We start from the raw sequence: 26736 nt of genomic DNA on the forward strand, positions 1-26736 counted from the left end.
GGACGGAGACCCTTGCTCTCCCACGGGCTTGGTGTCCCAAAGGTGCGACGGTCTTCCATCCGCCACCGCAACTGGCATTACAGCGCCAAATGCGGAAGAAGGGAAGTTACAAAGGTGGCGCGCAGCGCCGGATGAGGCGCGCGCAGCCGCTTTGCTTGGGTGAAGCGGTTCGGCTTTGTGGGCCGCAATGGTGAGAAGCAGTGCATGCGGGATTGGCCTGTGGCCCCCCTCTTCTCCCCGCTGGGGAGAAGAGGGGGGGCGGGAGGTTTGCTGGATCGAGCCCCTCCCCCTTGTGGGGAGGGGTTGGGGAGGGGATTTCTTTTCTAAAAAGAAAGAACCCCTCCCCTCCGCTTCGCTCCGACCCTCCCCACAAGGGGGAGGGTTAAACCGCGCACGCCTCAGCCACTCTCCCCCCTTGTGGGGGAGATGCCCGGCAGGGCAAAGGGGGGTGAATGCGGCAAACACGATCATCCGAAAATTACTCCGCAGCCTCCAGCTTGCCGGCGACGCGGCGGGAATGGCGGGCCTGTTCGTCATAGTCGATCTGCCATTGCGAGGGGCCGTTGGAGGGCGAGATCTGGACTGCGGTTACCTTATACTCAGGGCAGTTGGTTGCCCAGTCGGAGAAGTCGGTGGTGATGACGTTGGCCTGCGTCGTCGGGTGGTGGAAGGTGGTGTAGACGACGCCGGTCGCAACGCGGTCGGTGATGAGCGCGCGCAGCGTCGTATCGCCGGAACGGCTTTGCAGCTTTACCCAGTCGCCATCGCGAACGCCGCGCAGTTCGGCGTCATTCGGATGGATTTCCAGCCGGTCTTCCTCATGCCAGACGACATTGTCGGTACGCCGTGTCTGGGCGCCGACATTGTACTGGCTGAGAATACGGCCGGTGGTGAGCAGCAGCGGGAAGCGCGGTCCGGTCTTTTCATCGGTTGCAACATATTCGGTTCGGATAAACTTGCCCTTGCCGCGCACGAAGCCGTCAATGTGCATGATCGGCGAGCCGAGCGGCGCTTTCTCGTTGCACGGCCATTGTACCGAGCCCATTTTCTCCAGATAAGCGTAGGACACCATGGCAAAGCTCGGCGTCGTCGCGGCGATCTCGTCCATGATCTGCGACGGGTGCGTATACGCCCAATCGAGCCCCATGGCCTGCGCCAGCTTCTGCGTCACCTCCCAGTCGGCATAGCCGTTGCGGGGCGTCATCACCTTGCGGACGCGGTTGATGCGGCGCTCGGCATTGGTAAAGGTGCCGTCCTTTTCGAGGAAGGTCGAGCCCGGCAGGAAGACATGGCCGTAGTTGGCGGTTTCGTTGAGGAACAGGTCCTGCACGACGACGCATTCCATCGCGGCAAGGCCAGCCTGCACATGTTTGGTGTCCGGGTCGGACTGCAAAATATCCTCGCCCTGGATGTAGATGCCCTTGAAGGAGCCATCGACGGCGGCGTCCAGCATGTTGGGAATGCGCAGGCCCGGCTCGTTGGAAATGGTCACGCCCCAGAGCTTTTCGAAGGTTTCGCGCGTCGCGTCATCGGAGACGTGGCGGTAGCCTGGAAGCTCATGCGGGAAGGAGCCCATGTCGCAGGCGCCTTGCACATTGTTCTGGCCGCGCAACGGGTTCACGCCGACGCCCGGACGGCCGATATTGCCGGTGACCATGGCGAGATTGGCGATCGCGATGACCGTCGTAGAGCCCTGGCTGTGTTCGGTGACGCCGAGACCGTAATAGATCGAGCCATTGCCGCCGGTGGCAAATAGCCGGGCGGCGCCACGAATGTCCTCGGCCGGAACCCCGGAGAGCTTTTCGACGGCCTCGGGGCTGTGATGCTCCTCTGAGACGAAAGCCGCCCAGTCTTCGAATTCCGACCAGTCGCAGCGCTCGCGGATGAATTTCTCGTCGTAGAGGCCTTCCGTGACGATGACATGCGCCAGCGAGGTCACCACGGCGACATTGGTTCCGGGGCGCAGCGGCAGGTGATGCGATGCCTTGATGTGCGGCGAGGAAACGATGTCGGTGCGGCGCGGATCGACGACGATCAGCTTGGCGCCCTGCCGCAGCCGCTTTTTCAGGCGCGAGGCAAAGACCGGATGACCGTCGGTCGGGTTGGCGCCGATAATGATGACGACGTCGGTGTGCTCGACCGAATCGAAATTCTGCGTGCCGGCGGATGTACCGAAAGTGGCGCCGAGACCGTAGCCGGTCGGCGAGTGGCAGACGCGGGCGCAGGTATCGACATTGTTGTTGCCGAAACCGGCGCGGATCAGCTTCTGGACGAGGTAGGTTTCCTCGTTGGTGCAGCGCGACGAGGTGATGCCGCCGATCGATTCGCGGCCGTACTGATATTGGATGCGGCGGAATTCGGACGCCGTATGGGCAAGGGCTTCCTCCCAGCTGACTTCGCGCCAGGGATCGCTGATCTTCTCACGGATCATCGGGTTGAGGATGCGCTCCTTGTGGGTCGAATAGCCATAGGCGAACCGGCCCTTGACGCAGGAATGGCCGCGATTGGCTTGTCCGTCTTTCCAGGGCACCATGCGCACCAGCTCTTCACCGCGCATTTCGGCCTTGAACGAGCAGCCGACGCCACAATAGGCGCATGTGGTGACGACGGAATGTTCCGGCTGGCCGATGGCGATGACCGACTTTTCGGTCAACGTCGCGGTCGGGCAGGCCTGCACGCAGGCGCCGCAGGAGACGCATTCCGATTCCAGGAAATTCTCGTGCATGCCGGGCGAAACGCGGGAGCCGAAGCCACGACCTTCGATGGTCAGCGCGAACGTGCCCTGAACCTCTTCGCAGGCGCGCACGCAGCGCGAACAGACGATGCATTTCGACGGATCATAAGTGAAATAGGGATTGGATTCGTCCTTCGGCATCCATTTGGCATTGATGTCGCCGTTGCTGCGCGCCTTGACGTGGTTGTCGCCCTCGTAGCCGTAGCGCACATCCCGCAGGCCGACGGCGCCGGCCATGTCCTGCAGCTCACAGTCGCCATTGGCCGCACAGGTCAGACAGTCGAGCGGGTGGTCGGAGATGTAGAGCTCCATCACGCCCTTGCGGATGTCTTTCAGCCGGGACGTCTGGGTATGGACGCTGATGCCGGGCGCGACCGGCGTCGTGCAGGATGCGGGGGTACCGTTGCGGCCTTCGATCTCCACGAGACAGAGCCGGCAGGAACCGAAGGCATCGACCATGTCGGTGGCGCAAAGTTTCGGCACCTTGATGCCGGCCTCCATCGAGGCCCGCATGATCGAGGTGCCCTCCGGCACGGTGATTTCGTTGCCGTCGATGGTCAGCGTCACCATCTTTGCCGAGCGGGAGGCGGGGGTGCCGAAGTCGATTTCAGAGACGAGGGGCATGGAAATTACTCCGCAGCTTCGACAAGGGGAGCCGGGCGAAAATCGTCCGGGAAATGATTCATGGCACTGGTAACCGGATAGGGCGTGAAACCGCCCAGCGCGCAGAGCGAGCCGAATTTCATGGTGTTGCAGAGGTCGGCGAGCAGCGCGAGGTTTTTTTCCGGTTCGATTCCCTGGGCGATCTTGTCGGCTGTTTCGACGCCGCGCGTCGAGCCGATGCGGCAGGGGGTACACTTGCCGCAGCTTTCAACAGCGCAGAATTCCATGGCGAAACGGGCCTGTTTCAGCATGTCGGCGGTGTCGTCGAAGACGGTGATGCCGGCATGGCCGATCAGGCCGTCCTTCGCGGCGAAGGCCTCGTAGTCGAACGGCGTATCGAACAGGGCGCGCGGGAAATAGGCGCCGAGCGGGCCGCCGACCTGCACGGCCTTGACCGGACGTCCGGTTGCGGTGCCGCCGCCGATCTCATCGACGATCTGGCCGAGTGTCAGGCCGAAGGCAGCCTCATAGAGCCCGCCATGCTTGACGTTTCCGGCGATCTGGATCGGGATCGTGCCGCGTGAGCGGCCCATGCCGAAATCCTTGTAATAAACAGGGCCCTTGTCCATGATGATCGGCACGGAGGCGAGGGAGATGACGTTGTTGATGACGGTCGGACAGTTGAACAGGCCCTTGTGGGCCGGCAGCGGTGGCTTGGCGCGGACGATGCCGCGTTTGCCTTCCAGGCTGTTGAGCAGCGCCGTTTCCTCGCCGCACACATAGGCGCCGGCACCGGTGCGGATTTCGATGTCGAAGGCCTTGCCTGACCCGAGCACCGAGCTGCCCAGCACACCCGCCTTGTGGGCGATCTCGACGGCTTGTGTCATCGTTGCGATGGCGTGGGGATATTCCGAGCGGATATAGACGAAGCCCTTTGTCGCCCCCGTCGCGATGCCGGCAATCGCCATGCCCTCGATCAGCACGAAGGGGTCGCCTTCCATGATCATCCGGTCGGCGAATGTACCGCTGTCGCCCTCATCGGCGTTGCAGACGATGTATTTGCGGTCGCCCTTCTCACTATTGATGGGCGTATCGAGAACCGTCTTCCACTTGATCCCTGTCGGGAATCCAGCGCCGCCGCGGCCGCGAAGGCCGCTTTCGGTCACGTGGGTGACGATATCGGCCGGCGACAAGGTCACGGCTCTTTCCAGGCCCTTCAGCCCGTCATGGGCGCGGTAGTCGGCAAGTGACAGCGGATCGACGATGCCGCAACGGGCAAAGGTCAGCCGCGTCTGGTTTTTCAGATAGGGCAGTTCCTCGGTCTTTCCGAGACAAAGTGGGTGGGTTCCGCCGGTGGGGAGGCCTGCGTCCAGCAAAGACGCCACATCGGATGCTTTTACCGGGCCATAGGCAATCCGGCCTTCTGCCGTCTCGACCTCGATCATCGGTTCCAGCCAGTGCAGGCCGCGCGATCCGTTGCGGACGATTGTGGCGTCCAGCCCGCGAATTTCGATTTCACGGGTCAGCGCCGTGGCGACCCGCTCGGAACCGAGCGCCAATGCGGCCGCATCCCTTGGAACGAAAATCCGCACGCTCATGTCCGTACCTCTGCAATGAGGTCCCGCACCGCATCCGCATCGAGCCGCCCGTACACCTCGCCGTCGAGCATCGCGGCGGGTGCGGTGGAACAGAGCCCAAGACAATAGACGGGTTCCAGCGTTACCGCTCCGTCGAGCGTCGTCTGATGGAAATCGATGCCGAGCAGGGATTTTACCCGTTCGGCCAGCGCGTCGCCGCCCATCGACTGGCAGGCCTCGGCGCGACAGAGTTTGAGCACATGCCGGCCCGCCGGGTGGTCGCGGTAGTCGTGATAGAAGGAAACGACGCCATGCACTTCGGCACGAGACAGGTTGAGCTCGCGGGCAATGATCGGCAGGGCTTCCTGCGGCACATAGCCGAACTCGGCCTGAATCTCGTGCAGGATCGGCAGAAGCGGCCCCTCGAGCGACTTCATCTCGCTGACGATATCCAGCGTCCGTTCACCGATATCACGGCTTGATACATGCAGGTTCAACGTTCAGACCTCCCGAACTGAAATGAACAATCGTCGTGGTCTGCGATCCCTTAAATCAAACGAAGCCCCTCCAGAGCATCGTTTCATTCGGATCCTGGGTCAAAAAGAACAGGATCACGCGGTTTCGCAGCTTACGCACTGTAAATACAGCGTGTCAGCAGGCGGAAGGAGGGTCAATAGGCGTATTCCGTTAAGCGATAGATGTTTTCTATCAAAGCGGTCGTTCGCTCAAAGAGCTTGGGCGTCGGCCAGTATGCGCGCCTCATGGAGCAGGGCCGACACGAGCGGCGTAAATGGTTCGCGATGCGTGGCGACCAACCCGACCGTGTGCCGGGCATCCGGCTCGATAATCGGTATGAGCTTTATATCGTCGTGAAAACCGAAGGATTTCCCGACGTTATAGGGCATGATGCTGGCCCAGTGACCGGTGCGGACATGGGAAAACAGCACGATCATGGAGTTCGATTCCAACGTCGGCGAGACGGTTACGCCGGCTTCTGCGAAATGTTGGTTGATGATGCGCCGGTTCTGCATGTCGGCCGTCAATAGACAAAGCCGAAAGCCGCCGACTTCCTTCCAGGTCACAGTTTCGCGATCTGAAAGCTCGGTGCCTGCTGCGGTTACGAGATGATAGCGCTCCACTTGCAGCGGCACGCTGGTAACGCGGCCGAGCGGTTCGTTTTCGAGATAGGTGAGACCCGCGTCGATCTCCAGGTTTTCCAGCAGGCCGAGGATTTTCAGCGATGTGGTGGAGAGGATGGAGAAGGTCACCTCCGGATGCTTCTCCTGGAACGGTGCGGTGATGCGCGGCACCATGGCTAGCGTCGTCGGCACGGCAGCCAGCCTGATATGGCCGACAAGTCCGCGCCGGGCAGCCCGCATTTCCTCGTGCATGGTGCGCGAATCACCGACGATCCGCCGCGCCCATTCCAACACGCGCTGGCCTTCCGGCGTCAGGCTCTGGTAGCGCGAGCCGCGATTGACCAGCATGACACCGAGCTGATCTTCCAACTGTTTGATCGCGGCCGAAAGCGTCGGCTGGGTAATGCCGCAGAGGTCGGCGGCGCGGCCGAAATGCCGCTCCTGGGCGAGTGCGATGAAGAATTCCAGCTTGTCGATCAACCGCTACCCTCCCCAATGCCGATGCTCAGCAGATCAATTGACCGCCATTCACTTCCAGCACCTGTCCGGTGATGTAACCCGAGAGCGCGTTCGAGGCGAGGAACAAATAGGCCGGCGCGCAATCCTCGGCGGTGCCCAGCCGCTGCAGCGGGATGGTCTTGCGGGTGGCTTCGAGCTTTTCGGCGGATGAGTAGCGTTCATGGAAATCGGTGGTGATCGACGCGGATGCCCTCCGGTGCCAGCTCGCGGGCAAGCGCCTTGGAATAGGTCGAGACGAAGGCCTTGGTAGCCGAATAGATCGCCGATCCGGCGCTGCCGCCGGTGAGCGCCGAGATCGACACGGTGTTGATGATGGCCGGATGTGTGCCGCGCCGGATCAGTGGCAAGAGCGCGCGGGTGGTCTGCACCACGGAGGTCTGGTTCAGCTGTACCACGGTCTCATATTGTTCGTCGGTCAGGTCACCGGCGAGAAACCGGCCGACCATCGTGCCGGCATTGTTGACCAGAATGTCGATCGCCTGAAATCGCGCGGCGATGCCGGTGGCCAGAAGCTCGATGCCGCCCGCAGTCGAGAAGTCGGCATAGGAGAGAAAGGCCCGGCCTTCGGTCAGCGCGGCATCGAGAAAGTCAGGCAGCGGCTCGCGCGCCACGCGGCCGCCATGCAGATAGACGGTTGCGCCGCAATCGAGAAACTGGCGTGCGACCTCCAGGCCGATACCGCGACCGGCGCCGGTGACGACGACATTCAAGCCTTTGAACAGCGATGGATGAAACATGGTGACTACCTCCCGCAACAACAGACACGCTGTCGCATGACGACCGGAATTGCAACGCGGCCGGCTTTTCTTCTTTGATGCATCTTCCCTAACAGGGGTTCAATTTGGAGCATTCGCTGCGTTTATGAAATTGCGTTGCTTTCGTTTTTGCATATTATGAAAGAAAACGAAAACGACGGGAGGGACTATTGATGTATCTGACGGGGCGCCAGTCGGAAATCCTTGAGCTTGCCAAGACGGAAGGCCGGGTGCTGGTCGATGAACTTGCCACGCGTTTCTCCGTCACGCCGCAAACCATCCGCAAGGATCTCAACGATTTGTGTGACGGCCGGGTGCTGACGCGTATCCACGGTGGGGCAGTCTTTCCGCGTGGCAACGAGAATGTGAAATACGAGGCCCGCCGCTCGATCGCAGCCCTGGAAAAGCAGGCAATCGGCCAGGCTGCTGCCGCGATGATCCCGAACAATTCCTCTCTTTTCATCAATATCGGTACGACGACGGAAGCGGTCGGCGAAGCGCTGCTTGACCATACGGAACTGATGGTCATTACAAATAACATCAACGTTGCCAATCGCTTGCGAGTTTTCCCATCGATCGAAGTGGTGATTGCCGGTGGCGTCGTGCGCGGTGCCGATGGCGGTATCGTCGGTGAGGCGGCGGTGGATTTCATCCGCCAGTTCAAGGTGGATTATGCCGTTATCGGTGCATCCGCGATCGATCATGATGGTGCGCTTCTGGATTTCGATTACCGTGAAGTGAAAGTGGCGCAGGCGATCATCGCCAATGCCAGGCATGTTATTCTCGTGTCGGACTCGACCAAATTCGAGCGCACGGCGCCGGTCCGGATCGGCCATATCACCCAGGTTCACACCTTCATTACCGACATTTGTCCCATCGAGAACGTCCGCAATATCTGCCAGGAGCAGGATGTCCGGCTGATCGAAACTGCGCGCTGACATTGCTGATTTTAGCGGCTGCTTGTTTTCCAAAAACATTCGTTTGACATTCGTAAGGTTTTCGCTTTAATTATTTTTACTTTCGCATCTGCGCAAAATTGTGCAATGCGAAATGTGGGAGGGGAAGCAGTGCCTGCGCAGGATGTACTCGACATTTTCGTGATCGGTGGCGGTATCAACGGGTGTGGCATCGCAAGAGATGCTGCCGGCCGCGGATATTCGGTTGCGCTGGCCGAAATGGACGATTTCGCCTCCGGCACCTCCTCGCGCGCTACCAAGCTCATTCATGGTGGTCTGCGCTATCTCGAGCATTACGAATTCCGGCTGGTGCGTGAATCGCTGATGGAGCGCGAAGTGCTCTGGGCGATGGCGCCGCATATCATCTGGCCGATGCGCTTCGTTCTGCCGTTCCACAAAGGCGGCATCCGCCCGGCCTGGCTGATCCGTCTCGGCTTGTTCCTCTATGACCATATCGGCGGCCGCAAGCTTCTGCCCGCTACTCGCACGCTCGACATGCGGCGCGATCCGGCTGCCAAGCCGTTGAAGGCGCTATTTACCAAGGCATTCGAATATTCCGACGGCTGGGTCGATGATGCCCGCCTCGTAGTGCTGAACGCCAAGGATGCTGCACTCAAGGGCGCGCGCATCATGACGCGCAGCCGCGTCGTCTCGGCGGAGCGTGAAGGCGGCCTCTGGTCTGTGAGCGTGGAGGATGCGGCGACCGGCGCCGTCAGCACCTTCAAGGCGCGGATGCTGGTCAATGCGGCAGGCCCCTGGGTCGACGTGGTTTTGTCGGGTGCCGTGCGCAAGAACGATGTCCACAATGTTCGTCTGGTTCAGGGCAGCCATATCGTCGTGAAGAAGAAGTTCGACGATAGCCGTGCCTATTTCTTCCAGAACCCGGACAACCGCATCATCTTCGCGATCCCCTATGAGACCGATTTCACCCTGATCGGCACGACCGACAACGATTTCACCGGCGACCCGAAGAACATCCAGATCACCGAGGGCGAGATTACCTATCTCTGCAATGCGGCGAGCGAGTATTTCTCCGAACCGGTCAAGCCGGCCGATGTGGTCTGGACCTATTCCGGCGTGCGGCCACTGTTCGACGACGGCGCTTCGAAGGCGCAGGAAGCGACGCGCGATTATGTGCTGAAGATCGATGGCGGCAACAGTGATGCACCCCTGCTCAACGTCTTCGGCGGCAAGCTGACCACCTATCGGCGGCTCGGCGAGCATGCGCTGGAAAAGATCGCCGGCGCAATCGGTGCCAAGGGCAATCCGTGGACCGCGAAAAGCGTGCTTCCGGGCGGCGATTTTCCGGCGACCGGCTACGAGGCCGAAGTGGAAAAACTCACGAGCCGCTATCCCTTTCTGGCCAAGCGTTACGCGCGCCGCCTGGTGCGGCTTTATGGGACACTGGCAGCAAGCCTGCTCGGTAGTGCCGCCAAGACGGACGATCTCGGCCGGCATTTCGGCGCTGATCTCTATGAGGTCGAGGTGCAGTGGCTGATCACCCAGGAATGGGCGCGGCACGCCGAGGACATCCTCTGGCGCCGCACCAAGCTGGGCTTGACATTGACCCAGGCGCAAGCCGCCAGGTTGGAAGAATACATGCGGGAGACTATCCGCAACGTTGCCTGACGGCCGCGCCTGCATGGCGCTGCCGATGGCTGGGAGGAAGCCTGAGAATGCTTGAACTGAAAAACATAACCAAGGTTGTCGGGGCGGATACGCATATCCATTCGACCGATCTTGTGCTGGAGCGGGGCTCGCTGAATGTGCTGCTGGGCCCGACGCTGTCTGGCAAGACGTCGCTGATGCGGCTGATGGCGGGCCTCGACAAGCCGACGACCGGAACCATCTCGTTTGATGGCAAGGACGTGACCGGCGTGCGGGTGCAGGACCGCTCGGTCGCCATGGTCTACCAGCAATTCATCAATTATCCGGCGATGACGGTCTACGAAAACATCGCCTCGCCGATGCGCATTTCCGGCAAGGATGCGGCAACGATCGATCGCGAAGTCCGCAAGGCGGCCGAGCTGATGAAGCTGACGCCCTTCCTGGAGCGGACCCCGCTCAACCTGTCGGGCGGCCAGCAGCAGCGCACGGCGCTGGCGCGTGCCATCGTCAAGAATGCCAGCCTCGTTCTGCTCGACGAGCCGCTCGCCAATCTCGACTACAAGCTGCGCGAGGAATTGCGCGAAGAATTGCCGAAGCTGTTTGCCGCTGCCGGTTCGATCTTCGTCTATGCGACGACCGAACCGCAGGAAGCGCTGCTTCTCGGAGGCAATACGGCAACGCTTAGCCAAGGCCGCATCAGTCAGTTCGGGTCCACCATCTCGGTCTACCGCAAACCGGCCGATCTGGCGACCGCAAAAACCTTTGCCGACCCGCCGCTCAATACGCTCGACGTGGTGAAGTCCGGCACCGCTTTCGAGCACGCTGGCCTCAGCGTCCTGACGGTGCCGGCGCACCTCGCCGATATTGCCGACGGCGCCTATACCATCGCCTTTCATCCCCACCATTTGTCGCTTGCGCGTCCGCACGACACGGCGGCAACGCTGAAGGCGCGCATCATCATTTCGGAAATCGCCGGCTCGGAAAGCTTCATCCATGTCGATTGCGTGGGATCGCGCTGGGTCATGCTCGAACACGGCATCCACGACATCGAGCCGGATACGGCGATCGAGCTTTTCGTCGATACCCGCCACCTGATGGCCTTCGGGGCGGATGGACGCGCGATCGGCGGCCCTGCCGCTCGGGGAGCGTGAGGAGAAAACCATGGCACGCATCAATCTCGACCATATCCGCCACGCCTACGGCCCGAAACCGACGAAGCCTTCCGACTATTCGCTGAAGGAAGTTCACCACGAATGGAACGACGGCGGCGCCTATGCGCTGCTCGGTCCGTCCGGCTGCGGCAAGACCACGCTGCTCAACATTATTTCCGGACTGCTGCAGCCCTCCGAAGGCAAGATCCTGTTCGACGGCAAGGATGTCACCAACCTGTCGACGCAGGAGCGCAACATCGCCCAGGTGTTCCAGTTCCCGGTGATCTACGACACGATGACCGTTTACGACAACCTGGCCTTTCCGTTGCGCAACCGCCGCGTTCCGGAGACGGAAGTCGATCGCCGCGTCACGGAAATCCTCGAAATGATCGGCCTCTCGGACCGTGCAAAGAAAAAGGCGCAGGGGCTGACCGCCGACCAGAAGCAGAAGATCTCGCTTGGCCGCGGTCTCGTCCGCTCCGATGTCAGCGCAATCCTATTCGACGAGCCGCTGACCGTCATCGATCCGCATATGAAATGGGTGCTGCGTTCGCAACTGAAGCGGCTGCACAAGCAGTTCGGCTTCACCATGGTCTATGTAACCCATGACCAGACCGAGGCACTCACCTTCGCCGACAAGGTCGTCGTCATGTATGACGGCGAGATCGTCCAGATCGGCACGCCGGCGGAGCTATTCGAGAAGCCGAAACATACGTTCGTCGGGTACTTCATCGGCTCTCCGGGCATGAACGTCCTGCCGGCAAAGATCGATGGCTCGTCGGTCGATCTCGATGGCCAGAAGGTTGCGTTGTCTTTTGCGCCGAAGTTTGCTGCCGGTGCCAAGACGGAGCTGGGCATCCGCCCGGAATTCGTCCGCCTTGGCCGCGAAGGCATGCCGGTTGTGATTTCCAAGGTCGAGGATATCGGCCGCCAGAAGATCGTCCGCGCCACCTTCGCCAACAAGCCGATCGCCATCGTCGTGCATGAGGACGGCGACATCCCGGCGGAACCGAAGATTACCTTCGATCCCGCAGCCATCAATATCTACGCCGATTCATGGCGTGTGGGCGGGGAGGCCTGATCATGGAAAAGACCTGGAACAACAAGGCCTGGTTCATGGTCCTGCCGGTGCTGGTGCTGGTCGCCTTCTCGGCGGTCATCCCGCTGATGACGGTGGTCAACTATTCGGTACAGGACACGTTCGGCAACAATGAATTCTTCTGGGCAGGCACCGACTGGTTCATCCAGGTGCTGCAGTCCGACCGCTTCTGGGATGCGCTGACCCGCAACCTGATCTTCTCCGGCATCATCCTGGCGATCGAGATTCCGCTCGGTATCCTGATCGCGCTCAACATGCCGAAGACGGGTTTTGGCGTTCCCGTCTGCCTCGTCCTGATGTCGCTGCCGCTGCTCATTCCGTGGAACGTCGTCGGCACCATCTGGCAGGTGTTCGGCCGCGTCGATATCGGCCTGCTCGGCTACACGCTGGCAGCGCTCGGGATCAACTACAACTATGTCAACAATGTCTTCGACGCCTGGGTGACGCTGATCGTCATGGACATCTGGCATTGGACGAGCCTTGTGGTTCTGCTCTGCTATGCCGGCCTCGTGTCGATCCCGGATGCCTATTACCAGGCGGCGAAGATCGATGGCGCGTCCCGTTGGGCGGTGTTCCGCTACATCCAGCTGCCGAAGATGAAGCGCGTGCTTCTGATCGCCTTCCTGCTGCGCTTCATGGACAGTTTCATGATCTATACCGAGCCTTTCGTCATCACCGGCGGCGGGCCTGGAAATGCCACAACATTCCTGTCGATCGATCTCGTCAAGACGGCCATCGGCCAGTTCGACCTCGGCCCGGCAGCAGCACTTTCGCTCATCTACTTCCTGATCATCCTGTTGCTCTCATGGATATTCTACACCGTGATGACCAATAGCGATGCGCAGAGCTGACGGACGGAGGGAGGAAAAACAATGACCACCGCGACACAATCTGCACCCTCGGCATCCGGCCGCAGCTTCTCCTGGCTCGTGCCCACGATCTACATCATCTTCCTGTTGTTGCCGATCTATTGGCTCGTCAACATGAGCTTCAAAACGAACACCGAGATCACCGGCACGTTCTCGCTCTATCCGCATGCGCCGACGCTCCGGAACTATGCGGTGATCTTCACCGATCCGTCCTGGTACAAGGGTTACATCAACTCGATCATCTACGTGGTGATGAACACCGTCATCTCGGTTTCGGTGGCACTGCCGGCAGCTTATGCCTTCTCGCGCTACCGGTTCCTTGGCGACAAGCACCTGTTCTTCTGGCTCTTGACCAACCGTATGGCACCGCCGGCCGTTTTCGCGCTGCCGTTCTTCCAGCTCTATTCCGCCTTCGGCCTCATCGATACGCATATCGCCGTGGCGCTGGCGCATTGCCTGTTCAACGTGCCGCTGGCGGTGTGGATCCTCGAAGGCTTCATGTCGGGCGTGCCGAAGGAAATCGACGAAACCGCCTATATCGATGGTTATTCCTTCCCGCGCTTCTTCATCCGGATCTTCATCCCGCTGATCGCATCCGGCATCGGTGTCGCCGCCTTCTTCAACTTCATGTTCTCCTGGGTGGAACTGCTGATCGCCCGCACATTGACGACGACGGATGCCAAGCCGATCGCCGCGATCATGACGCGCACGGTGTCTGCTTCCGGCATGGACTGGGGTGTTCTAGCCGCTGCCGGCGTGCTCACCATCATTCCGGGCGCGATCGTCATCTATTTCGTCAGAAACTACATTGCCAAGGGCTTTGCCCTGGGGAGGGTCTAATGGCCACGCTGTCCCACCGCAACAATCACTGGCCCCTGGCGCTGGCTGCCGTTCTCGTCGTCTATGCCGCCCTGACCGGGCTGCTCATCATGGCGCTGCCGATCAAGGACGGCGTGCGCGACTGGTTCGCCCCGCTGATACGGGGCGGCTGGATGGCCTGGTCGTTCCCAGGCGCGATGTTCTTCCTCACCATCTTTGCGCTGCTCTCGCTGATGGCGGTCTGGGAGTACGCGCGGCCCGGTGGCAGCCCGCGCGTCGGCATCCTGCGGTTCGAGACGACGCGCGGCGACCGCCTGTTCGTCTCGCTGCTCGGCAGCGCCTTCATTCATCTCGCATGGCTGGGACTTGTCGGTCCCAACGTGTGGTGGGCTCTTGCTCTTTCCGTTGTCTACGCCGTCGGCGTGTTCAAGCTGGTTTGAGGCAAGATTACTGAAACGGATGGCTCGGGGGAGGTTCCAGGGCATCCGAAAATGCAATCGCAAACCTTTAAGGGAGGACAATTATGCGACGGCACCTTTTAACATCGACAGCAGTTCTGCTGCTGGCCTTTACCGGGTCCGCATTCGCGGGCATGGACGAGGCAAAGCAGTTCCTCGATAAGGAAATCGGCGATGTCTCGACGCTCGATCGCGCCGGCCAGGAAGCCGAAATGCAGTGGTTCATCGATGCGGCAAAGCCTTTTGCCGGCATGGATATCAAGGTCGCTTCCGAAACGCTGACGACGCATGAATACGAATCCAAGACCCTTGCCGCGGCGTTTACCGCGATCACGGGCATCAAGGTCACGCATGACCTGATCGGCGAAGGCGACGTGGTTGAAAAGCTGCAGACCCAGATGCAGACCGGCGAGAACATCTACGACGCCTATGTCAACGACTCTGACCTTATCGGCACCCATTGGCGTTACCAGCAGGCCCGCTCGCTGACCAAGTGGATGGCCAATGAAGGCAAGGACGTGACCAATCCCGGTCTCGACCTCGCTGATTTCATCGGCACGAAATTCACGACAGCCCCGGACGGCGACCTCTACCAGCTGCCCGACCAGCAGTTCGCGAACCTCTACTGGTTCCGCTATGACTGGTTCAACGACGAGAAGAACAAGGCCGATTTCAAGGCGAAATACGGCTACGATCTCGGTGTTCCGGTCAACTGGTCTGCTTATGAGGACATCGCCGAATTCTTCACCGGTCGCGAAATCGACGGTAAGAAGGTCTATGGCCACATGGACTACGGCAAGAAGGACCCGTCGCTCGGCTGGCGCTTCACCGACGCCTGGCTTTCCATGGCCGGCAACGGCGACAAGGGCCTGCCGAACGGCCTTCCGGTCGACGAATGGGGCATCAAGGTCAACGAGAAGTCCCAGCCGGTCGGCTCCTGCGTTGCCCGCGGTGGCGACACCAACGGTCCTGCAGCGGTCTATTCGATCCAGAAGTACCTGGACTGGATCAAGGCTTATGCGCCGGCGTCCGCCGAAGGCATGACCTTCTCGGAATCCGGTCCGGTTCCATCGCAGGGCGAAGTCGCCCAGCAGATGTTCACGTATACGGCGTTCACCGCCGACTTCGTGAAGGAAGGTCTGCCGGTGGTCAACGCTGACGGTACGCCGAAGTGGCGCTTTGCTCCAAGCCCGCACGGCGTCTACTGGAAGGACGGCATGAAGCTCGGTTATCAGGACGTGGGTGCCTGGACACTTATGAAGTCCACGCCGGAAGACCGCGCCAAGGCCGCATGGCTCTATGCGCAGTTCGTCACCTCCAAGACCGTCGACCTTAAGAAAAGCCATGTCGGCCTGACGCTGACCCGCGAGTCGACGATCCAGCACAAGAGCTTCACGGATCGTGCGCCGAAGCTCGGCGGTCTGATCGAGTTCTACCGCTCGCCGGCCCGCGTTCAGTGGTCGCCGACCGGTACCAACATCCCTGACTATCCGAAGCTGGCACAGCTTTGGTGGCAGGCGATCGGTGACGCGTCCTCGGGTGCGAAGACCGCGCAGGAAGCCATGGATTCGCTGTGCGCCGAGCAGGAAAAGGTTCTGCAGCGCCTGGAACGCGCCGGCATCCAGGGTGAAATGGGTCCGAAGCTCGCCGAAGAGCACGATCTCGAATATTGGAACAAGGATGCCGTCTCGAAGGGCCACCTTGCACCGCAGCTGAAGATCGAGAACGAAAAAGAAAAGCCGCAGACCATCAACTACGACGAACTGGTCAAGAGCTGGCAGTAAGACAGGAACCCGGTGCCGGATAACACTGGCGCCGGAGCCTCCTCTCGGATTTGGCTAACGAACAAAACCGTCCGAAGAGATGATCTTCGGGCGGTTTTTTCATTTCGGGGCTGGTCGTGTGTTTGCTAACGGCGTTTGAAAGCGCTGATTGCGGTGCGCATCATGACCTTCAGGTCCAGAAGCAGCGAGAACTGCCTGATGTAATCGATATCGGAGGCAATCTGGCGGACCGCCATCCAGCGATGCCCGGCAGGATCGTGGGGGCCGTGGGTCTGGGTAAGCCCTGTCAAGCCCGGCCTCATCAGGTTGCGGTACTCGTAACCCTGCACGAGATCGCTGTAGCTGCGCCCGGTGATCAGCATGTCGGGAACATGCGGGCGAGGGCCGACCAGCGACAAGTCGCCAACCAGCACGTTCCACAATCGCGGCAAAACGTCGAGCCTGGTCCTGTCCAGGAACCGTCCGAGCGGCGTGATCTGCTGATCGCCGGCGATCGGCTGACGGGTGCTGTTGACCTCATCGAGGCCGGTGGGCCTGCAGCGGAACGCCAAAAGCGCGAAGGGAGCTCCGTTGAGGCCGGTGTGCAGTTGCCGGGCGAAAACCGGCCCCTTGCTGCCCAGCTTGATGAGGACGGCAATGATGACAATAGCGGGAGCAAGAACGAGCAGCCCCAAAAATGCACCGGCAGCGTCGATGCTGCGTTTGATTGCAAACTGAACGGGAAAGTCGGGTACGCGAACCGGATGGAGGTAAAATTGGCGGGCGCCAGTCAGCGATCGCCGACCGGGAAGCGTTGCAGCACCGCCTCTGCCACAACCATTTTCCGTTGCCCGAAAGGGAACTGTTCGCTGCGGCCGTGTTTTCTCCGTCATGGACTTACTTCTCTCCGCTTGTGACAGGCAGACCCGCTTTCCTGTGATCGTTAACAGGAAGTACCTCGCCCGGAGATTTGGAGTTGCTGCCGATTACAATCGCGGAATCCCGATATCGGCCATCGCTGCAAGCTGCTTCCGGGTAAGCTTCATCTGCGCAGTGAAAGATGCAATTTTAACGCTTCGTTAAATATACCCGCGTCGCCATTACCTTGCGAATCCAATCCGTTCCTGTGGTTAATGTGCCGCCGCTCGAACGGTCCGGTTTGTTGAGCCCGACAAAGATTGGCGGCTGCTGCGGACCAAAAGCGCGTCTTGCCAGGGAAGAACTGGCTTACGGTGCCGGATCGCCGGATTCGGTGAGGGGTATTCCACCGGCGCTTTCACCTGCCATCATACCGTCTATCATCGGCAGCCCGTCGCTTCCGGTCAGCGCAAACCACTTGCTGCGGTCGAAGTACAGATCTCCCGGCATCTTCTTGCCTCGCGTTATGATTTGATTGGCGAGGAAGTTGTAGCGCGGCGTTTCGCCGAATTCTTTCTTGAACTGGATACGGCTGCCGAAATTGCGGATGTCGAAGGGTTCAAGTGCATGGATCTTGCCGATGATTTCTTCCGGATTGCCCCAGCGGACCTGACGTAGAAAAATGTTTGCCGCCTGCCCTGCAAGCGCCGTGACCTTGGCCGTATCGGCTGCAGTCTCGATGTTCAGTTTGACGCGAAAGGAGGTGACGCGGTTTTCCTCGTCGCCCTTGATGACGATGAAGAGGGAGGATTGTTCTGGAGCGCTGGAAGGAGGAAGCTCGACCGAGGAAGAACATTCCCAATCGTTGTTGTTGGCACGGCTGATAGTCCAGGCCAATTCGCCGAAACCACCGTTCTTCAGTTGCTCGCATAAGGTCTGCGGGTCGCTCTGGATCAGGCGGATGAAGTGCTGCTCCGGGGTCTTCAGGTCGTTAAAGGCATAGACGGGCAGGACCATGCGTGCGGGCGGCAGCCGTATGCTCCTGCTTTGGGTAATCTTGACTTGCTGCGGCGCAGGGTCAGCCTTGATGATCAGATTGGGATAGCCGAGATAGGTCAGCAGCAGATCGAGATTGCGATGGTTATTGGCAAGCAGAACCGTCGCCAGGATGCCGGCAAAGACCAGACCGACAGCGACGACGAAGAATATCTTTCCGGACCGGCCTTTCCGCTGCACATTCATGCCGGCACCTGAACTCCGCAGTTTTCGCCGGCTTCAGACGTCATGGATCCACATGCCTTGGCCATCCTGCGCTTCTCGTCTCACCCTCGGAGATAGGTATTGTCGAGAAAAAATAGACATATCAAGGTATAAAATGCAGGAAGCCATGCCATCGTGCGGCGGCCCGGAGTTTGCCGCAAGAAAAAGACGAAGGGTAGGTGCTCTTGCGCCCGACATTGCGGTCGCGAAGCCGGGCGATCCTCTGGCCGACCGGCCACATACCTGTTGCTCAGCCTTTCGCCCATCGGCAGCTATACTGCGCCGGCATACGCCTCGGCGCGGTACAGGGATATCCACCGCCGCTCAAATTTGAATGTGACTTCGTGCGCAGCCGTTGCCGGACGGGTCTCTGTGTCTTCCCCTTGATGTTGTGCCCGAGGCGAATATTAGCACTCACTCCGGTTGGGAGCGAAGGCCAAATTCGGTCGCTTCCGGGCCTCGTCAGCGGGGGAGTGGCGCCTAGCTTCCTTCATCCGGAATATTCAGAACATGGCCGCAGGCCTTGCAGTGCACTGCGTCGGCGTCGTGCCTTTGCAAGCCGCATTGCGGGCAGGGGAAGACGACCTTGTGCGGGCGCACGATCGCCTGTGCCAGTCGCACGAACAGCGAGATGCCGAATATCATCGTGATGATCGACGTCAGCTTGCCAAGCGTTCCCGGCAGGGTGATGTCACCAAAGCCAGTCGTGGTGATGGTGGCGACAGTGAAATAAAGTGCATCGACAAAACCGACGACGCCCGCCGCCTGATGGTAGAAGAACGCCGTGTAGACGAAACCGGTGACAAGGAACAGGAAGGTCACGAAATTGATGCAGGCACGGATGACGTCTTCCCACACGGCATAACCCGCCCGCTTGATCAGCAGCGTGAACACCTTGCTCTGGCCGAGCGACCAGATGCGGAAGGCGCGCAGGAAGGCGAAGTTGGAAAATTGCGCCGGAAACAGCAGTGTCGCCAGGATTGCGATATCGACCCAGGTCATCGGCCGTGTCAGCCAGCGACGGAGGCTCGAGGCGATCAGCGCCCGGGCAGCGAGCTCGAAGGCGATCAAAGCGGCGATTGCATAGTCGATGATGAGATAAGTGTGGCCCTCAGCGAGATAAGGGCCGGCGAGGAAGAAGATGATGATGGCGACATCTATGATCGCCATGGTGATTTGAAACCGGATCGCCCGGGCACTGGTCCCGAGATAGAGCATGCGCAGCCAGGCGCGCACGCCGTTCAACATCGGCTCTTCAGGCTCGTCGATCTTGGTGTGCTCTGTCATGAGATTGAGATAGGCTGGTGCGCAGAGGCGGTCAATGCTGCCAGATGTCAGGTGCTGGCATTACAACGATCGTCATCCCGCTTGAACTTCGTGCGGCGCGTCCTGCCGGCACAAAACGCCTGGAATCAGGTGTTTGAAGATTACATTAAGTTCACTTTATTTAGCTGCGGCAGGATGTATATCGTCGATGACGTTACAGTTTGAAATGCCCTACCAGGTGCTCCATGTCCAATTCAGCCGATAGAAACGATGAGTCCGACGGCGCTCAGGTGATGGTTCAGCGGGTGTGGCTTCAGGGCCGGCTGCTGACCGCGATTGCCACGATCCTCATCCTTGCCCTTGCGGGTTACGCGATCTTCCACCTGACGAGTGAAGTTCGTTATGAGGACGTGATGTCGGCGCTCGATAACACCAGCGTCACGTCCATCGCGCTTGCCATAGGCTTTACCGGCTTGAGCTTCTTCGCCTTGACCTTCTATGATGTCGGGGCGTTGATTTACCTCAAACGAAAGTTGCCCTATGCGGATGTGGCGCTGACGGCGGCCGCCGCTTACGCGGTCGGCAACACGGCAGGCTTCGGTCCTTTGAGTGGCGGCGCCATCCGCTATCGCGCTTATTCCCGCCTCGGGCTGAAGCCGGAAGAAATCGGCGGCGTCATCGCCTTTGTTACCCTTGCCTTTGGGCTTGGGCTTGCAAGCGTCGCGGCTCTCAGCCTGTTGATGATCGCACCGGAAGTGGCGACTTTGGTGGGAATGAGCTCGGCGGCGCTGCGCGCGATGGCGGTGCTGATCCTGACCGGCCTGCTGGCTTTGATGGTCGCGGGCCGCAATGGCCGTGCCTTGCAGCTGGGGCGATTTTCTCTGCGCATTCCCGATTCGCGCACGGCGTCGCGTCAGTTCCTTATCACCGTCCTCGATCTGGCCGCCTCTGCCTCCGTCCTCTACGTGCTTTTACCCGACGGGGTGATCGGCTGGCCGGCATTTCTCGCCATCTATGCGGTGGCTGTCGGGCTTGGCGTTCTCAGCCATGTTCCAGCCGGCCTCGGCGTCTTTGAGACCGTGATCGTTGCAGCGCTCGGCCAAGCTGTGGATGTGGATACGGTGTTGGGCGCTCTCGTTCTTTACCGCCTGATCTACCATGTCCTGCCGCTGCTTCTGGCTGTCATCTTCGTTATCGGCGCCGAATTGCGCAGTCTCTACCGCAAGCCGGTCGCTTCCAGCCTTCGCCGCGTGGCAGGCCGGCTGACGCCGCTTCTTCTCGCAACGCTGGCCCTTATTCTCGCCGCCATGCTGGTGTTTTCCAGCGTCACGCCGACGCCAGACGACAATTTGGCCTTTCTTGCCGACTACGTGCCGTTGCCGATTATCGAAGGCACGCATTTTCTGGCAAGCCTGCTGGGGCTGGTTCTCGTCATCGTCGCGCGCGGCCTTGCAAGACGGCTGGACAGCGCCTGGTGGGCGGCGCTTGTCGTTGCCGTTATCGCGCTGCTGTTTTCCCTGCTGAAGGCGGTTGCGCTGATCGAGGCCAGCCTGCTCGCCTTTTTCATCGTCAGCCTGCTTGCCACGCACCGTTCGTTCGACCGGCCGGCAAACCTGTCGAACGAACGGCTGACGCTGCCCTGGCTGACGGCGATGCTGGCCCTGTGTGCTTTTGCAGTGATCGTTCTGTTGTTCGTTTATCGCGATGTCGAATACAGCAATACGCTCTGGTGGCAGTTCGAGCTGTCGGAGGAGGCGCCGCGCGGCCTTCGCGCCGTGCTCGGGTTGACGATCTTCTCCGGTGCTGCTGCTTTGTGGAGCCTGTTGCGTCCTGCCAAGGGCCCGAGAGAAGCGTCTTCCGCCGAGGACATCGACAGGGCGATCGCCATTGCACGGGGGCAGGACATGTCGGATGCCAATCTCGTGCGGATGGGCGACAAGAGCCTGATGTTCTCAACCGATGGCCGCGCCTTCATCATGTATGGCCGTCAGGCCCGGTCCTGGATCGCCCTGTTCGATCCGGTCGGCCCGCGCGACGCGTGGCCGGACCTGATCTGGCAATTCATCGAGGAGGCCCGGTCCTGCGGATGCCGCCCGGTGTTCTATCAGGTGTCTCCGGCCGGGCTTTCCTATTACGCGGATGCCGGGCTTCGAGCCTTCCGTCTCGGCGAACTCGCCACGGCGGACCTCACGACCTTCGAGCTGAAGGGCGGCAAGTGGGCCACTTTGCGCCAGACCGTCAGCCGGGCGCAGCGCGACGGGCTGGAATTTGCCGTCGTCGAGCCGGACGGCATCCCGGCGATCATGGACGATTTGGTCGCAGTCTCCGACGCCTGGCTTGCGCATCACCGGGCCAAGGAAAAGGGTTTTTCACTCGGTGCATTCAACCCGGACTATATTGCCGCCCAACCGGTCGCGGTCCTGCGGCTGAACGGGAAAATCGTCGCCTTCGCCAATATCCTCGTGACCGATGTTTGCGAGGAAGGGACCATCGATCTCATGCGCTTCCTGCCGGATGCGCCGAAGGGATCGATGGACTTCCTGTTCGTATCGCTGATGGAATATCTGCGCGACAAGGGGTTCAAGCGGTTCAATTTGGGCATGGCGCCTCTGGCCGGCCTTTCCGGCCGCCGTTCCTCGCCTGTCTGGGACAAGGTTGGCCGCACGGTTTTCGAACACGGTGAACGCTTCTATAACTTCAAGGGCCTGAAGGCATTCAAGTCGAAATTCCATCCGCACTGGCAGCCGCGTTACATGGCAGCGGGTGGTGGTATCAACCCCGTTCTGGCACTGATGGATGCAACATTCCTGATTGGCGGCGGCGTTAAGGGAATTGTGAAAAAATGATCTTGAAGACATTCTGCCAGGCCGCTTTCGCAGCCAGCCTGTTTTTCACAGCATTCCCGGCGCGATCGGAGGATCCTGCCGCCTTCGACACGGGCATGATTCCGTCGCCGCACATTCTGATGCCTACCGGCGATGTCGCTGCTGCCGTGGTGCTGATTTCGGACACGGCCGGATGGTCGGACAAGGAGGATACGCTTGCCAAAAGCCTGAGCGACGGCGGCGCCTTGGTCATAGGCATCGATCTGCCGAGCTATCTGGCATCGCTGGCGAAGGACGACGGCGACTGCATCTACATGGTGTCGGACATCGAAGCGCTAAGTCAGCAAGTCCAGCGGGCGGCGAAGAACAACGATTACCGGCTACCGATCGTTGCCGGCGCCGGCGCGGGCGGCGCGCTGGCTTTGGCCATCGCGGCGCAGACCCCGGCAGCGACAATCGGGCAGACGCTGGCGATCGATCCCGAGGCCGGCATCGCGCTGAGCAAACAACTCTGTACGCCCGCCGACAAGAAAAAGGTGGGCGATCGGATGGTCTACGGTCTGACCGACGGCCCGCTGCCCGACCCGGTCACTGTGCTGTTTACCAAGGATGCACCGGCAGATGGCCGCGCCCACGTTGCGGAGCTGACAAACAAGCACGGCGATATCGAAATCACCGAGACGGATGACGAAACGTGGACGGCTTTTTCCGATGCGCTTTCGGGGCTCGTTTCTGCCTCCGCAGGCGAGGACAATCCCCTCGGTCTGCCGCTGACGGTGCTTGAGGCCAAGCCGACGCGTGACACGATGGCCATCGTCTATTCCGGCGATGGCGGCTGGCGCGATATAGACAAGGAAGTCGGTGACGTTCTGCAGCAGCAGGGCATGCCGGTGGTCGGTATCGATTCCCTGCGTTACTTCTGGTCTGAACGCCAGCCGCAGGAAACCGCCGATGATCTGCATCGCATCATCGCATTTTATGGAAAGCGCTGGAACGTCAAGCATATCCTGCTGATCGGCTATTCCTTCGGTGCCGATATCCTGCCCCGGACCTACAATCTACTGCCACAGGCCGATCGCGACCGCGTTGCGCAGGTGTCGCTGCTCGCCGTGTCGCATCAGGTGGATTACAAGATTTCCGTGCTTGGCTGGCTGGGTGCGGCGGCGGCGCATGGGGCCGGAGATCCGGCAGACGACATAAGCAAGATCAAACCAGCCGTCGTGCAGTGCATTTATGGGACAGACGAGGAGGATGATGTCTGTCCGACACTGAAGGATACCGGCATCGAAGTCATCGCCATTGAAGGCGGCCATCATTTCGACGAGGATTATCCGGCCTTGGTCAAGCGCATTCTGGACGGGTTTGATCGGAGGCTGGCGTCCATCGTAAAGCCTTGATACGCACCTTCATGACAAGATACAGGATCGCCTTTTCCGGCGATCCTGTTTTCCTTGCGCCTACTGTTTGTTTTCGTCTTCAGTGGCGGCGCGACCGCCGGGGATCGTGCTGACGGTGACTGAGACCGGGTCGCTGGCAGGAAAGGATGACTCAAGGCCCTCATCGAGCTGCTCTTCCAGCGTGCCTGTATCACTCGCAGCTCGAGCGCTTCGCAGCGAAATAACGGCCGGAGATTCGCCAGTGGAGTCACTGCCGGAGCCGGACGTTTCGGCTGCCTCTTCCTCAGCGGGCTGGTCGAAGGTCGCCACTTGCAGCATCATTGCCTTGGCCCTTGTGATCGCGTTCAGGCGGTTCAAGCCATCCGATTCGGTCTGGGTCATCTGAACGGAAATCACATCGCCGCCTTCGCCGACAAATTCGACGGTCATCATCCCGGATGACGGTTGCGGGTGCACCTGGGTGCCGATTACTTCCATGACAGTCGCCTCCATGATTGCGTTACCGCTAATAACTGTGTCGGGAGATGTTTTGTTCCGCTTGCGGGCGCACCCCACAACGACCACCGCCGCAGCCTGAACGCAAAAAGAGCGGCCGGAGCCGCTCTTTGATGGGGTGATGAAGCAGCAGCGATCAGGCCGCGACGTCTTCCATCTCGCGTTCCTTGAACATGCGGGCGAGGTTGAGGAAGCAGATCATGCCGGTCTCGTTGGCGATGATGCCTTCCGCGTAGCTCTTGTCGAACGATGTGGTGATTTCCGGGACCGGCTGCACCTGGTCGCCACGGACGGTCAGGATGTCGGAGACGCGGTCGACGACGAGGCCGATGACCATGTTGTGCACTTCGGCAACGACGATGGCGCTGCGCTCGTTGGCAACCGTGCTCTTCATGCCGAGCTTGTGGGCAAGATCGATGATCGGGATAACGGTGCCGCGCAGGTTCATCACGCCGAGAACGTCGGCCGGCGAATGCGGGATCGGGGTGGACGGCGCCCAGCCGCGGATTTCGCGGATCGTCGTGGTCTTCACGCAGAATTCCTGATCGTGGAGACGGAAGGCGATGATCTCGAGCGTTTCATGACCGAAGGTACCTGTAGAGATCGTGTTGTTCATCAAAATTCTTCCCAGCTATCCCGATTGGCGGCAACTGCCACGTTTGAACTAAAGGCCTTCGCTACCCGGTTGGCCATGGCTCGGGCCGGGGAAGCGACTGGTTTTGCGTCCTGCCGCGCTGCCGCCAAGCGACCCTGCGATGCCTCGCCAACCTTGAACTGGCTGAGCAGACCGAAAAGACCGTCCGCTTCCTTCGCCAAGGCGTGGCTGGCAGCCGTGGATTGCTCGACCATCGCTGCATTCTGCTGTGTACCTTGGTCCATTGTATTCACAGCCTGGTTAATTTCTTTCAAACCTGTCGCCTGTTCTTTTGCACCTTCTACAATAGCGGTCACATTGGTGTTGATCTGGTGCACCTGGGTGAGGATTTCTTCCAGTGCCTTGCCTGCCTGGCCAACGAGAGAAACGCCGGTTTTGACCTGATCGCCGGAGGTGGTGATCAGGCTCTTGATTTCCTTGGCTGCCTTTGCCGAGCGCTGGGCAAGTTCGCGCACTTCCTGCGCCACCACGGCAAAACCCTTACCTGCGTCGCCGGCCCGGGCCGCCTCGACGCCTGCATTGAGGGCCAGCAAGTTGGTCTGGAAGGCAATCTCGTCGATCACGCCGATAATGCTGGAAATCTCGCGCGACGAGTTCTCGATCTCACCCATCGCCTTGACGGCGTTTCGCACCACTTCGCTGGAGCGTTCGGCCCCCAGCTTGGTCTGTGCCACCAGCGCGCCGGCCTCTTCGGCACGGCGGCTGCTATCGGCCACAGTTGTGGTGATTTCCTCAAGCGCCGCGGCAGTTTCCTCGATCGATGCTGCCTGCTGTTCCGTGCGTTTTGAAAGATCCACGGCCGCATTGTGGATCTCGCTCGAACCGGCGGTGATCGCCTGCGCATTGGCGCCGACCGCGCGCATCGCCTGTTTCAGTTTGTCGATGGAATCGTTGAAGCTGAGGCGGAGCGTTTCGAGTGCCGGGATGAATTGCCTGTCCAGATGCTGATCGAGATTGCCGCCAGCCAGGTCTTGCAACGCCGCCGCCAATTCCTGGCTATTGTTGACGCGGCCGGTAATGTCGGTTGCGAATTTTACCACCTTCATCACCGATCCGTTCAAATCGAAGATCGGATTGTAGCTGGCTTGGATCCACACCTGCCTGCCGCCATTGCCGATCCGCTTGAATTCGTCGGCGATAAACTGGCCGTTGCGCAGCTTGGCCCAGAAGTCCCTGTATTCGTCGCTGCGGCTATAGGCGGGATCGCAGAACAGGCTGTGGTGCTTGCCCTGAATATCGGCAAGTTGATAACCGAGCGTCGAGAGAAAATTCCCGTTGGCCGTCAGAATGTCGCCGTTCGGGGTGAACTCGATGACGGCCTGGGCGCGGGAGATCGCATCGATCTTGCCGGCATCTTCGGCGCTTCTCAGTTTTTCAGATGTGATGTCGGTGGCAAACTTGACCACCTTGTAGGGCTTGGAACCCCGGAAAATGGGGTTGTAGGATGCCTCGATCCAGATTTCCCGGCCGCCCTTGCCAATTCGCTTGTACTGGCGTCTGTCGAATTCGCCGCGCCCAAGCCGTGCCCAGAATTCGCGATAATCCGTGCTAGCCGCGTCGGCCGGATCGACAAACATGCGGTGATGCTGGCCGACGATTTCCGGAAGGTCATACCCCAGTGTTTTGCAGAAGTTCTCATTGGCAGTCAGGATTTTACCCTGCAGATCGAACTCGATGATCGCTTGTGATCGCTGCATCGCAGACAGGATTGCCTTGGCGTCGCCGCCGAACGGCGATGGGAAACTGCTCATGGCTGTCGGTCCTTATGTCCTTGGTTGGGCAACGCGCGCGCAGAGGCACCGCGCGATCGGGCGGATTTTCGCTGAATGGCAATGCTGACTGTCGGCGAACGATACCGGCGCCTTGCACCTGCGTCGTCCGGTCATGCCGGATAACCGGCTTTGCGCGATAGCTTCATGCTCCGGCGAGT

Annotated in this window: 20 protein-coding genes and 1 pseudogene; 10 read left to right on the forward strand and 11 right to left on the reverse strand. The window is 60.3% G+C overall.

The annotated features are described in order from the left end of the window. Positions 1–478 precede the first annotated feature (478 nt). The 5 genes and pseudogenes from fdhF to ACP7E6_RS26975 all read right to left on the reverse strand — a co-directional run bounded on the left by fdhF (position 479) and on the right by ACP7E6_RS26975 (position 7309). On the reverse strand, positions 479–3358 hold the full coding sequence (fdhF, locus tag ACP7E6_RS26955; RefSeq protein ID WP_426232890.1) for a formate dehydrogenase subunit alpha: 2880 nt from the start codon (positions 3356–3358) through the stop codon (positions 479–481). Between the two features lie 5 nt (positions 3359–3363). Continuing rightward, entirely contained in the window at positions 3364–4935 is a 1572-nt protein-coding gene (locus ACP7E6_RS26960) for a formate dehydrogenase beta subunit (protein ID WP_426232892.1), read from the reverse strand. Beyond that, a complete protein-coding gene (locus ACP7E6_RS26965; RefSeq protein WP_426232894.1) occupies positions 4932–5411 on the reverse strand; it encodes a formate dehydrogenase subunit gamma in 480 nt (159 codons plus the stop codon). Before ACP7E6_RS26965 ends, ACP7E6_RS26960 begins: the two co-directional genes overlap by 4 nt. A 228-nt stretch (positions 5412–5639) precedes the next feature. After that, positions 5640–6533: a LysR family transcriptional regulator gene (locus ACP7E6_RS26970; protein WP_426232896.1), complete on the reverse strand. Its 894-nt coding sequence runs from the start codon at positions 6531–6533 to the stop codon at positions 5640–5642. A gap of 25 nt (positions 6534–6558) precedes the next feature. Next, positions 6559–7309, reverse strand: a pseudogene (locus tag ACP7E6_RS26975) (SDR family NAD(P)-dependent oxidoreductase). A 191-nt stretch (positions 7310–7500) separates the two neighbouring features. On the opposite strand from ACP7E6_RS26975, the gene ACP7E6_RS26980 reads away from it, so the two are divergent. From ACP7E6_RS26980 to ACP7E6_RS27015, 8 genes are all read left to right on the forward strand, one after another. Then, positions 7501–8265 (forward strand): DeoR/GlpR family DNA-binding transcription regulator, encoded by a 765-nt coding sequence (locus ACP7E6_RS26980; protein ID WP_426232954.1) that lies wholly within the window; start codon positions 7501–7503, stop codon positions 8263–8265. A gap of 105 nt (positions 8266–8370) precedes the next feature. Beyond that, positions 8371–9912 carry a glycerol-3-phosphate dehydrogenase gene (gene glpD / locus ACP7E6_RS26985; RefSeq protein WP_426232898.1) on the forward strand — a complete coding sequence of 514 codons (1542 nt, stop codon included), beginning with the start codon at positions 8371–8373 and terminating at the stop codon, positions 9910–9912. Positions 9913–9959: 47 nt separating this feature from the next. Continuing rightward, entirely contained in the window at positions 9960–11042 is a 1083-nt protein-coding gene (locus ACP7E6_RS26990; RefSeq protein ID WP_426232900.1) for an ABC transporter ATP-binding protein, read from the forward strand. 10 nt (positions 11043–11052) lie between these two features. Further along, on the forward strand, positions 11053–12123 hold the full coding sequence (locus tag ACP7E6_RS26995; protein ID WP_426232902.1) for an ABC transporter ATP-binding protein: 1071 nt from the start codon (positions 11053–11055) through the stop codon (positions 12121–12123). A gap of 2 nt (positions 12124–12125) precedes the next feature. Then, entirely contained in the window at positions 12126–12992 is an 867-nt protein-coding gene (locus ACP7E6_RS27000; protein WP_426232904.1) for a carbohydrate ABC transporter permease, read from the forward strand. A 21-nt stretch (positions 12993–13013) separates the two neighbouring features. After that, positions 13014–13850, forward strand: a complete 837-nt coding sequence (locus ACP7E6_RS27005) for a carbohydrate ABC transporter permease (RefSeq protein ID WP_426232906.1) — start codon at positions 13014–13016, stop codon at positions 13848–13850. Next, on the forward strand, positions 13850–14269 hold the full coding sequence (locus tag ACP7E6_RS27010; RefSeq protein ID WP_426232908.1) for a DUF2160 domain-containing protein: 420 nt from the start codon (positions 13850–13852) through the stop codon (positions 14267–14269). Before ACP7E6_RS27005 ends, ACP7E6_RS27010 begins: the two co-directional genes overlap by 1 nt. A gap of 83 nt (positions 14270–14352) precedes the next feature. Beyond that, positions 14353–16071, forward strand: a complete 1719-nt coding sequence (locus tag ACP7E6_RS27015; RefSeq protein ID WP_426232910.1) for a carbohydrate ABC transporter substrate-binding protein — start codon at positions 14353–14355, stop codon at positions 16069–16071. 125 nt (positions 16072–16196) lie between these two features. On the opposite strand, the gene ACP7E6_RS27020 is transcribed toward ACP7E6_RS27015, so the two are convergent. The 3 genes from ACP7E6_RS27020 to ACP7E6_RS27030 form a co-directional block, all read right to left on the reverse strand. Then, positions 16197–16943, reverse strand: coding sequence for a sugar transferase (locus ACP7E6_RS27020; protein ID WP_426232912.1), 747 nt, complete (start codon positions 16941–16943; stop codon positions 16197–16199). Positions 16944–17277: 334 nt separating this feature from the next. Continuing rightward, positions 17278–18150, reverse strand: a complete 873-nt coding sequence (locus ACP7E6_RS27025) for a DUF6030 family protein (RefSeq protein ID WP_426232914.1) — start codon at positions 18148–18150, stop codon at positions 17278–17280. A gap of 498 nt (positions 18151–18648) precedes the next feature. Beyond that, positions 18649–19455: a potassium channel family protein gene (locus tag ACP7E6_RS27030; protein ID WP_426232916.1), complete on the reverse strand. Its 807-nt coding sequence runs from the start codon at positions 19453–19455 to the stop codon at positions 18649–18651. A 224-nt stretch (positions 19456–19679) separates the two neighbouring features. Between ACP7E6_RS27030 and mprF the strand changes: the two genes are divergently transcribed. Further along, positions 19680–22280 (forward strand): bifunctional lysylphosphatidylglycerol flippase/synthetase MprF, encoded by a 2601-nt coding sequence (mprF, locus tag ACP7E6_RS27035; protein WP_426232918.1) that lies wholly within the window; start codon positions 19680–19682, stop codon positions 22278–22280. Further along, the gene (locus tag ACP7E6_RS27040) at positions 22277–23656 is read left to right on the forward strand and encodes a virulence factor family protein (protein WP_426232920.1); all 1380 of its coding nucleotides are present in this window, start codon (positions 22277–22279) and stop codon (positions 23654–23656) included. The genes mprF and ACP7E6_RS27040 overlap by 4 nt, the downstream gene beginning before the upstream one ends. 60 nt (positions 23657–23716) lie before the next feature. Here ACP7E6_RS27040 and ACP7E6_RS27045 read toward each other — a convergent pair whose 3' ends face one another. The 3 genes from ACP7E6_RS27045 to ACP7E6_RS27055 all read right to left on the reverse strand — a co-directional run bounded on the left by ACP7E6_RS27045 (position 23717) and on the right by ACP7E6_RS27055 (position 26557). Beyond that, positions 23717–24133 carry a hypothetical protein gene (locus ACP7E6_RS27045; protein ID WP_426232956.1) on the reverse strand — a complete coding sequence of 139 codons (417 nt, stop codon included), beginning with the start codon at positions 24131–24133 and terminating at the stop codon, positions 23717–23719. Between the two features lie 154 nt (positions 24134–24287). Next, complete coding sequence (locus tag ACP7E6_RS27050) at positions 24288–24767, reverse strand: chemotaxis protein CheW (RefSeq protein WP_037097448.1); 480 nt, start codon at positions 24765–24767, stop codon at positions 24288–24290. Next, positions 24767–26557 (reverse strand): methyl-accepting chemotaxis protein, encoded by a 1791-nt coding sequence (locus ACP7E6_RS27055; RefSeq protein ID WP_426232922.1) that lies wholly within the window; start codon positions 26555–26557, stop codon positions 24767–24769. The genes ACP7E6_RS27050 and ACP7E6_RS27055 overlap by 1 nt, the downstream gene beginning before the upstream one ends. Between the last annotated feature and the right edge of the window lie 179 nt (positions 26558–26736).

This window comes from Pararhizobium sp. DWP3-4 (assembly GCF_049898205.1).
In the GTDB taxonomy this organism is placed as follows: Bacteria; Pseudomonadota; Alphaproteobacteria; order Rhizobiales; family Rhizobiaceae; genus Pararhizobium.

What these genes read in the sequence shown, in the direction of transcription:
- fdhF (WP_426232890.1), bottom strand. Translation starts at nt 3,358, where the DNA reads ATGCCCCTCGTCTCTGAAATCGACTTCGGCACCCCCGCCTCCCGCTCG.
- ACP7E6_RS26960 (WP_426232892.1), bottom strand. Translation starts at nt 4,935, where the DNA reads ATGAGCGTGCGGATTTTCGTTCCAAGGGATGCGGCCGCATTGGCGCTC.
- ACP7E6_RS26980 (WP_426232954.1), top strand. Translation starts at nt 7,501, where the DNA reads ATGTATCTGACGGGGCGCCAGTCGGAAATCCTTGAGCTTGCCAAGACG.
- glpD (WP_426232898.1), top strand. Translation starts at nt 8,371, where the DNA reads ATGCGAAATGTGGGAGGGGAAGCAGTGCCTGCGCAGGATGTACTCGAC.
- ACP7E6_RS26990 (WP_426232900.1), top strand. Translation starts at nt 9,960, where the DNA reads ATGCTTGAACTGAAAAACATAACCAAGGTTGTCGGGGCGGATACGCAT.
- ACP7E6_RS26995 (WP_426232902.1), top strand. Translation starts at nt 11,053, where the DNA reads ATGGCACGCATCAATCTCGACCATATCCGCCACGCCTACGGCCCGAAA.
- ACP7E6_RS27000 (WP_426232904.1), top strand. Translation starts at nt 12,126, where the DNA reads ATGGAAAAGACCTGGAACAACAAGGCCTGGTTCATGGTCCTGCCGGTG.
- ACP7E6_RS27005 (WP_426232906.1), top strand. Translation starts at nt 13,014, where the DNA reads ATGACCACCGCGACACAATCTGCACCCTCGGCATCCGGCCGCAGCTTC.
- ACP7E6_RS27010 (WP_426232908.1), top strand. Translation starts at nt 13,850, where the DNA reads ATGGCCACGCTGTCCCACCGCAACAATCACTGGCCCCTGGCGCTGGCT.
- ACP7E6_RS27015 (WP_426232910.1), top strand. Translation starts at nt 14,353, where the DNA reads ATGCGACGGCACCTTTTAACATCGACAGCAGTTCTGCTGCTGGCCTTT.
- ACP7E6_RS27020 (WP_426232912.1), bottom strand. Translation starts at nt 16,943, where the DNA reads ATGACGGAGAAAACACGGCCGCAGCGAACAGTTCCCTTTCGGGCAACG.
- ACP7E6_RS27025 (WP_426232914.1), bottom strand. Translation starts at nt 18,150, where the DNA reads ATGAATGTGCAGCGGAAAGGCCGGTCCGGAAAGATATTCTTCGTCGTC.
- ACP7E6_RS27030 (WP_426232916.1), bottom strand. Translation starts at nt 19,455, where the DNA reads ATGACAGAGCACACCAAGATCGACGAGCCTGAAGAGCCGATGTTGAAC.
- mprF (WP_426232918.1), top strand. Translation starts at nt 19,680, where the DNA reads ATGTCCAATTCAGCCGATAGAAACGATGAGTCCGACGGCGCTCAGGTG.
- ACP7E6_RS27040 (WP_426232920.1), top strand. Translation starts at nt 22,277, where the DNA reads ATGATCTTGAAGACATTCTGCCAGGCCGCTTTCGCAGCCAGCCTGTTT.
- ACP7E6_RS27045 (WP_426232956.1), bottom strand. Translation starts at nt 24,133, where the DNA reads ATGGAAGTAATCGGCACCCAGGTGCACCCGCAACCGTCATCCGGGATG.
- ACP7E6_RS27050 (WP_037097448.1), bottom strand. Translation starts at nt 24,767, where the DNA reads ATGAACAACACGATCTCTACAGGTACCTTCGGTCATGAAACGCTCGAG.
- ACP7E6_RS27055 (WP_426232922.1), bottom strand. Translation starts at nt 26,557, where the DNA reads ATGAGCAGTTTCCCATCGCCGTTCGGCGGCGACGCCAAGGCAATCCTG.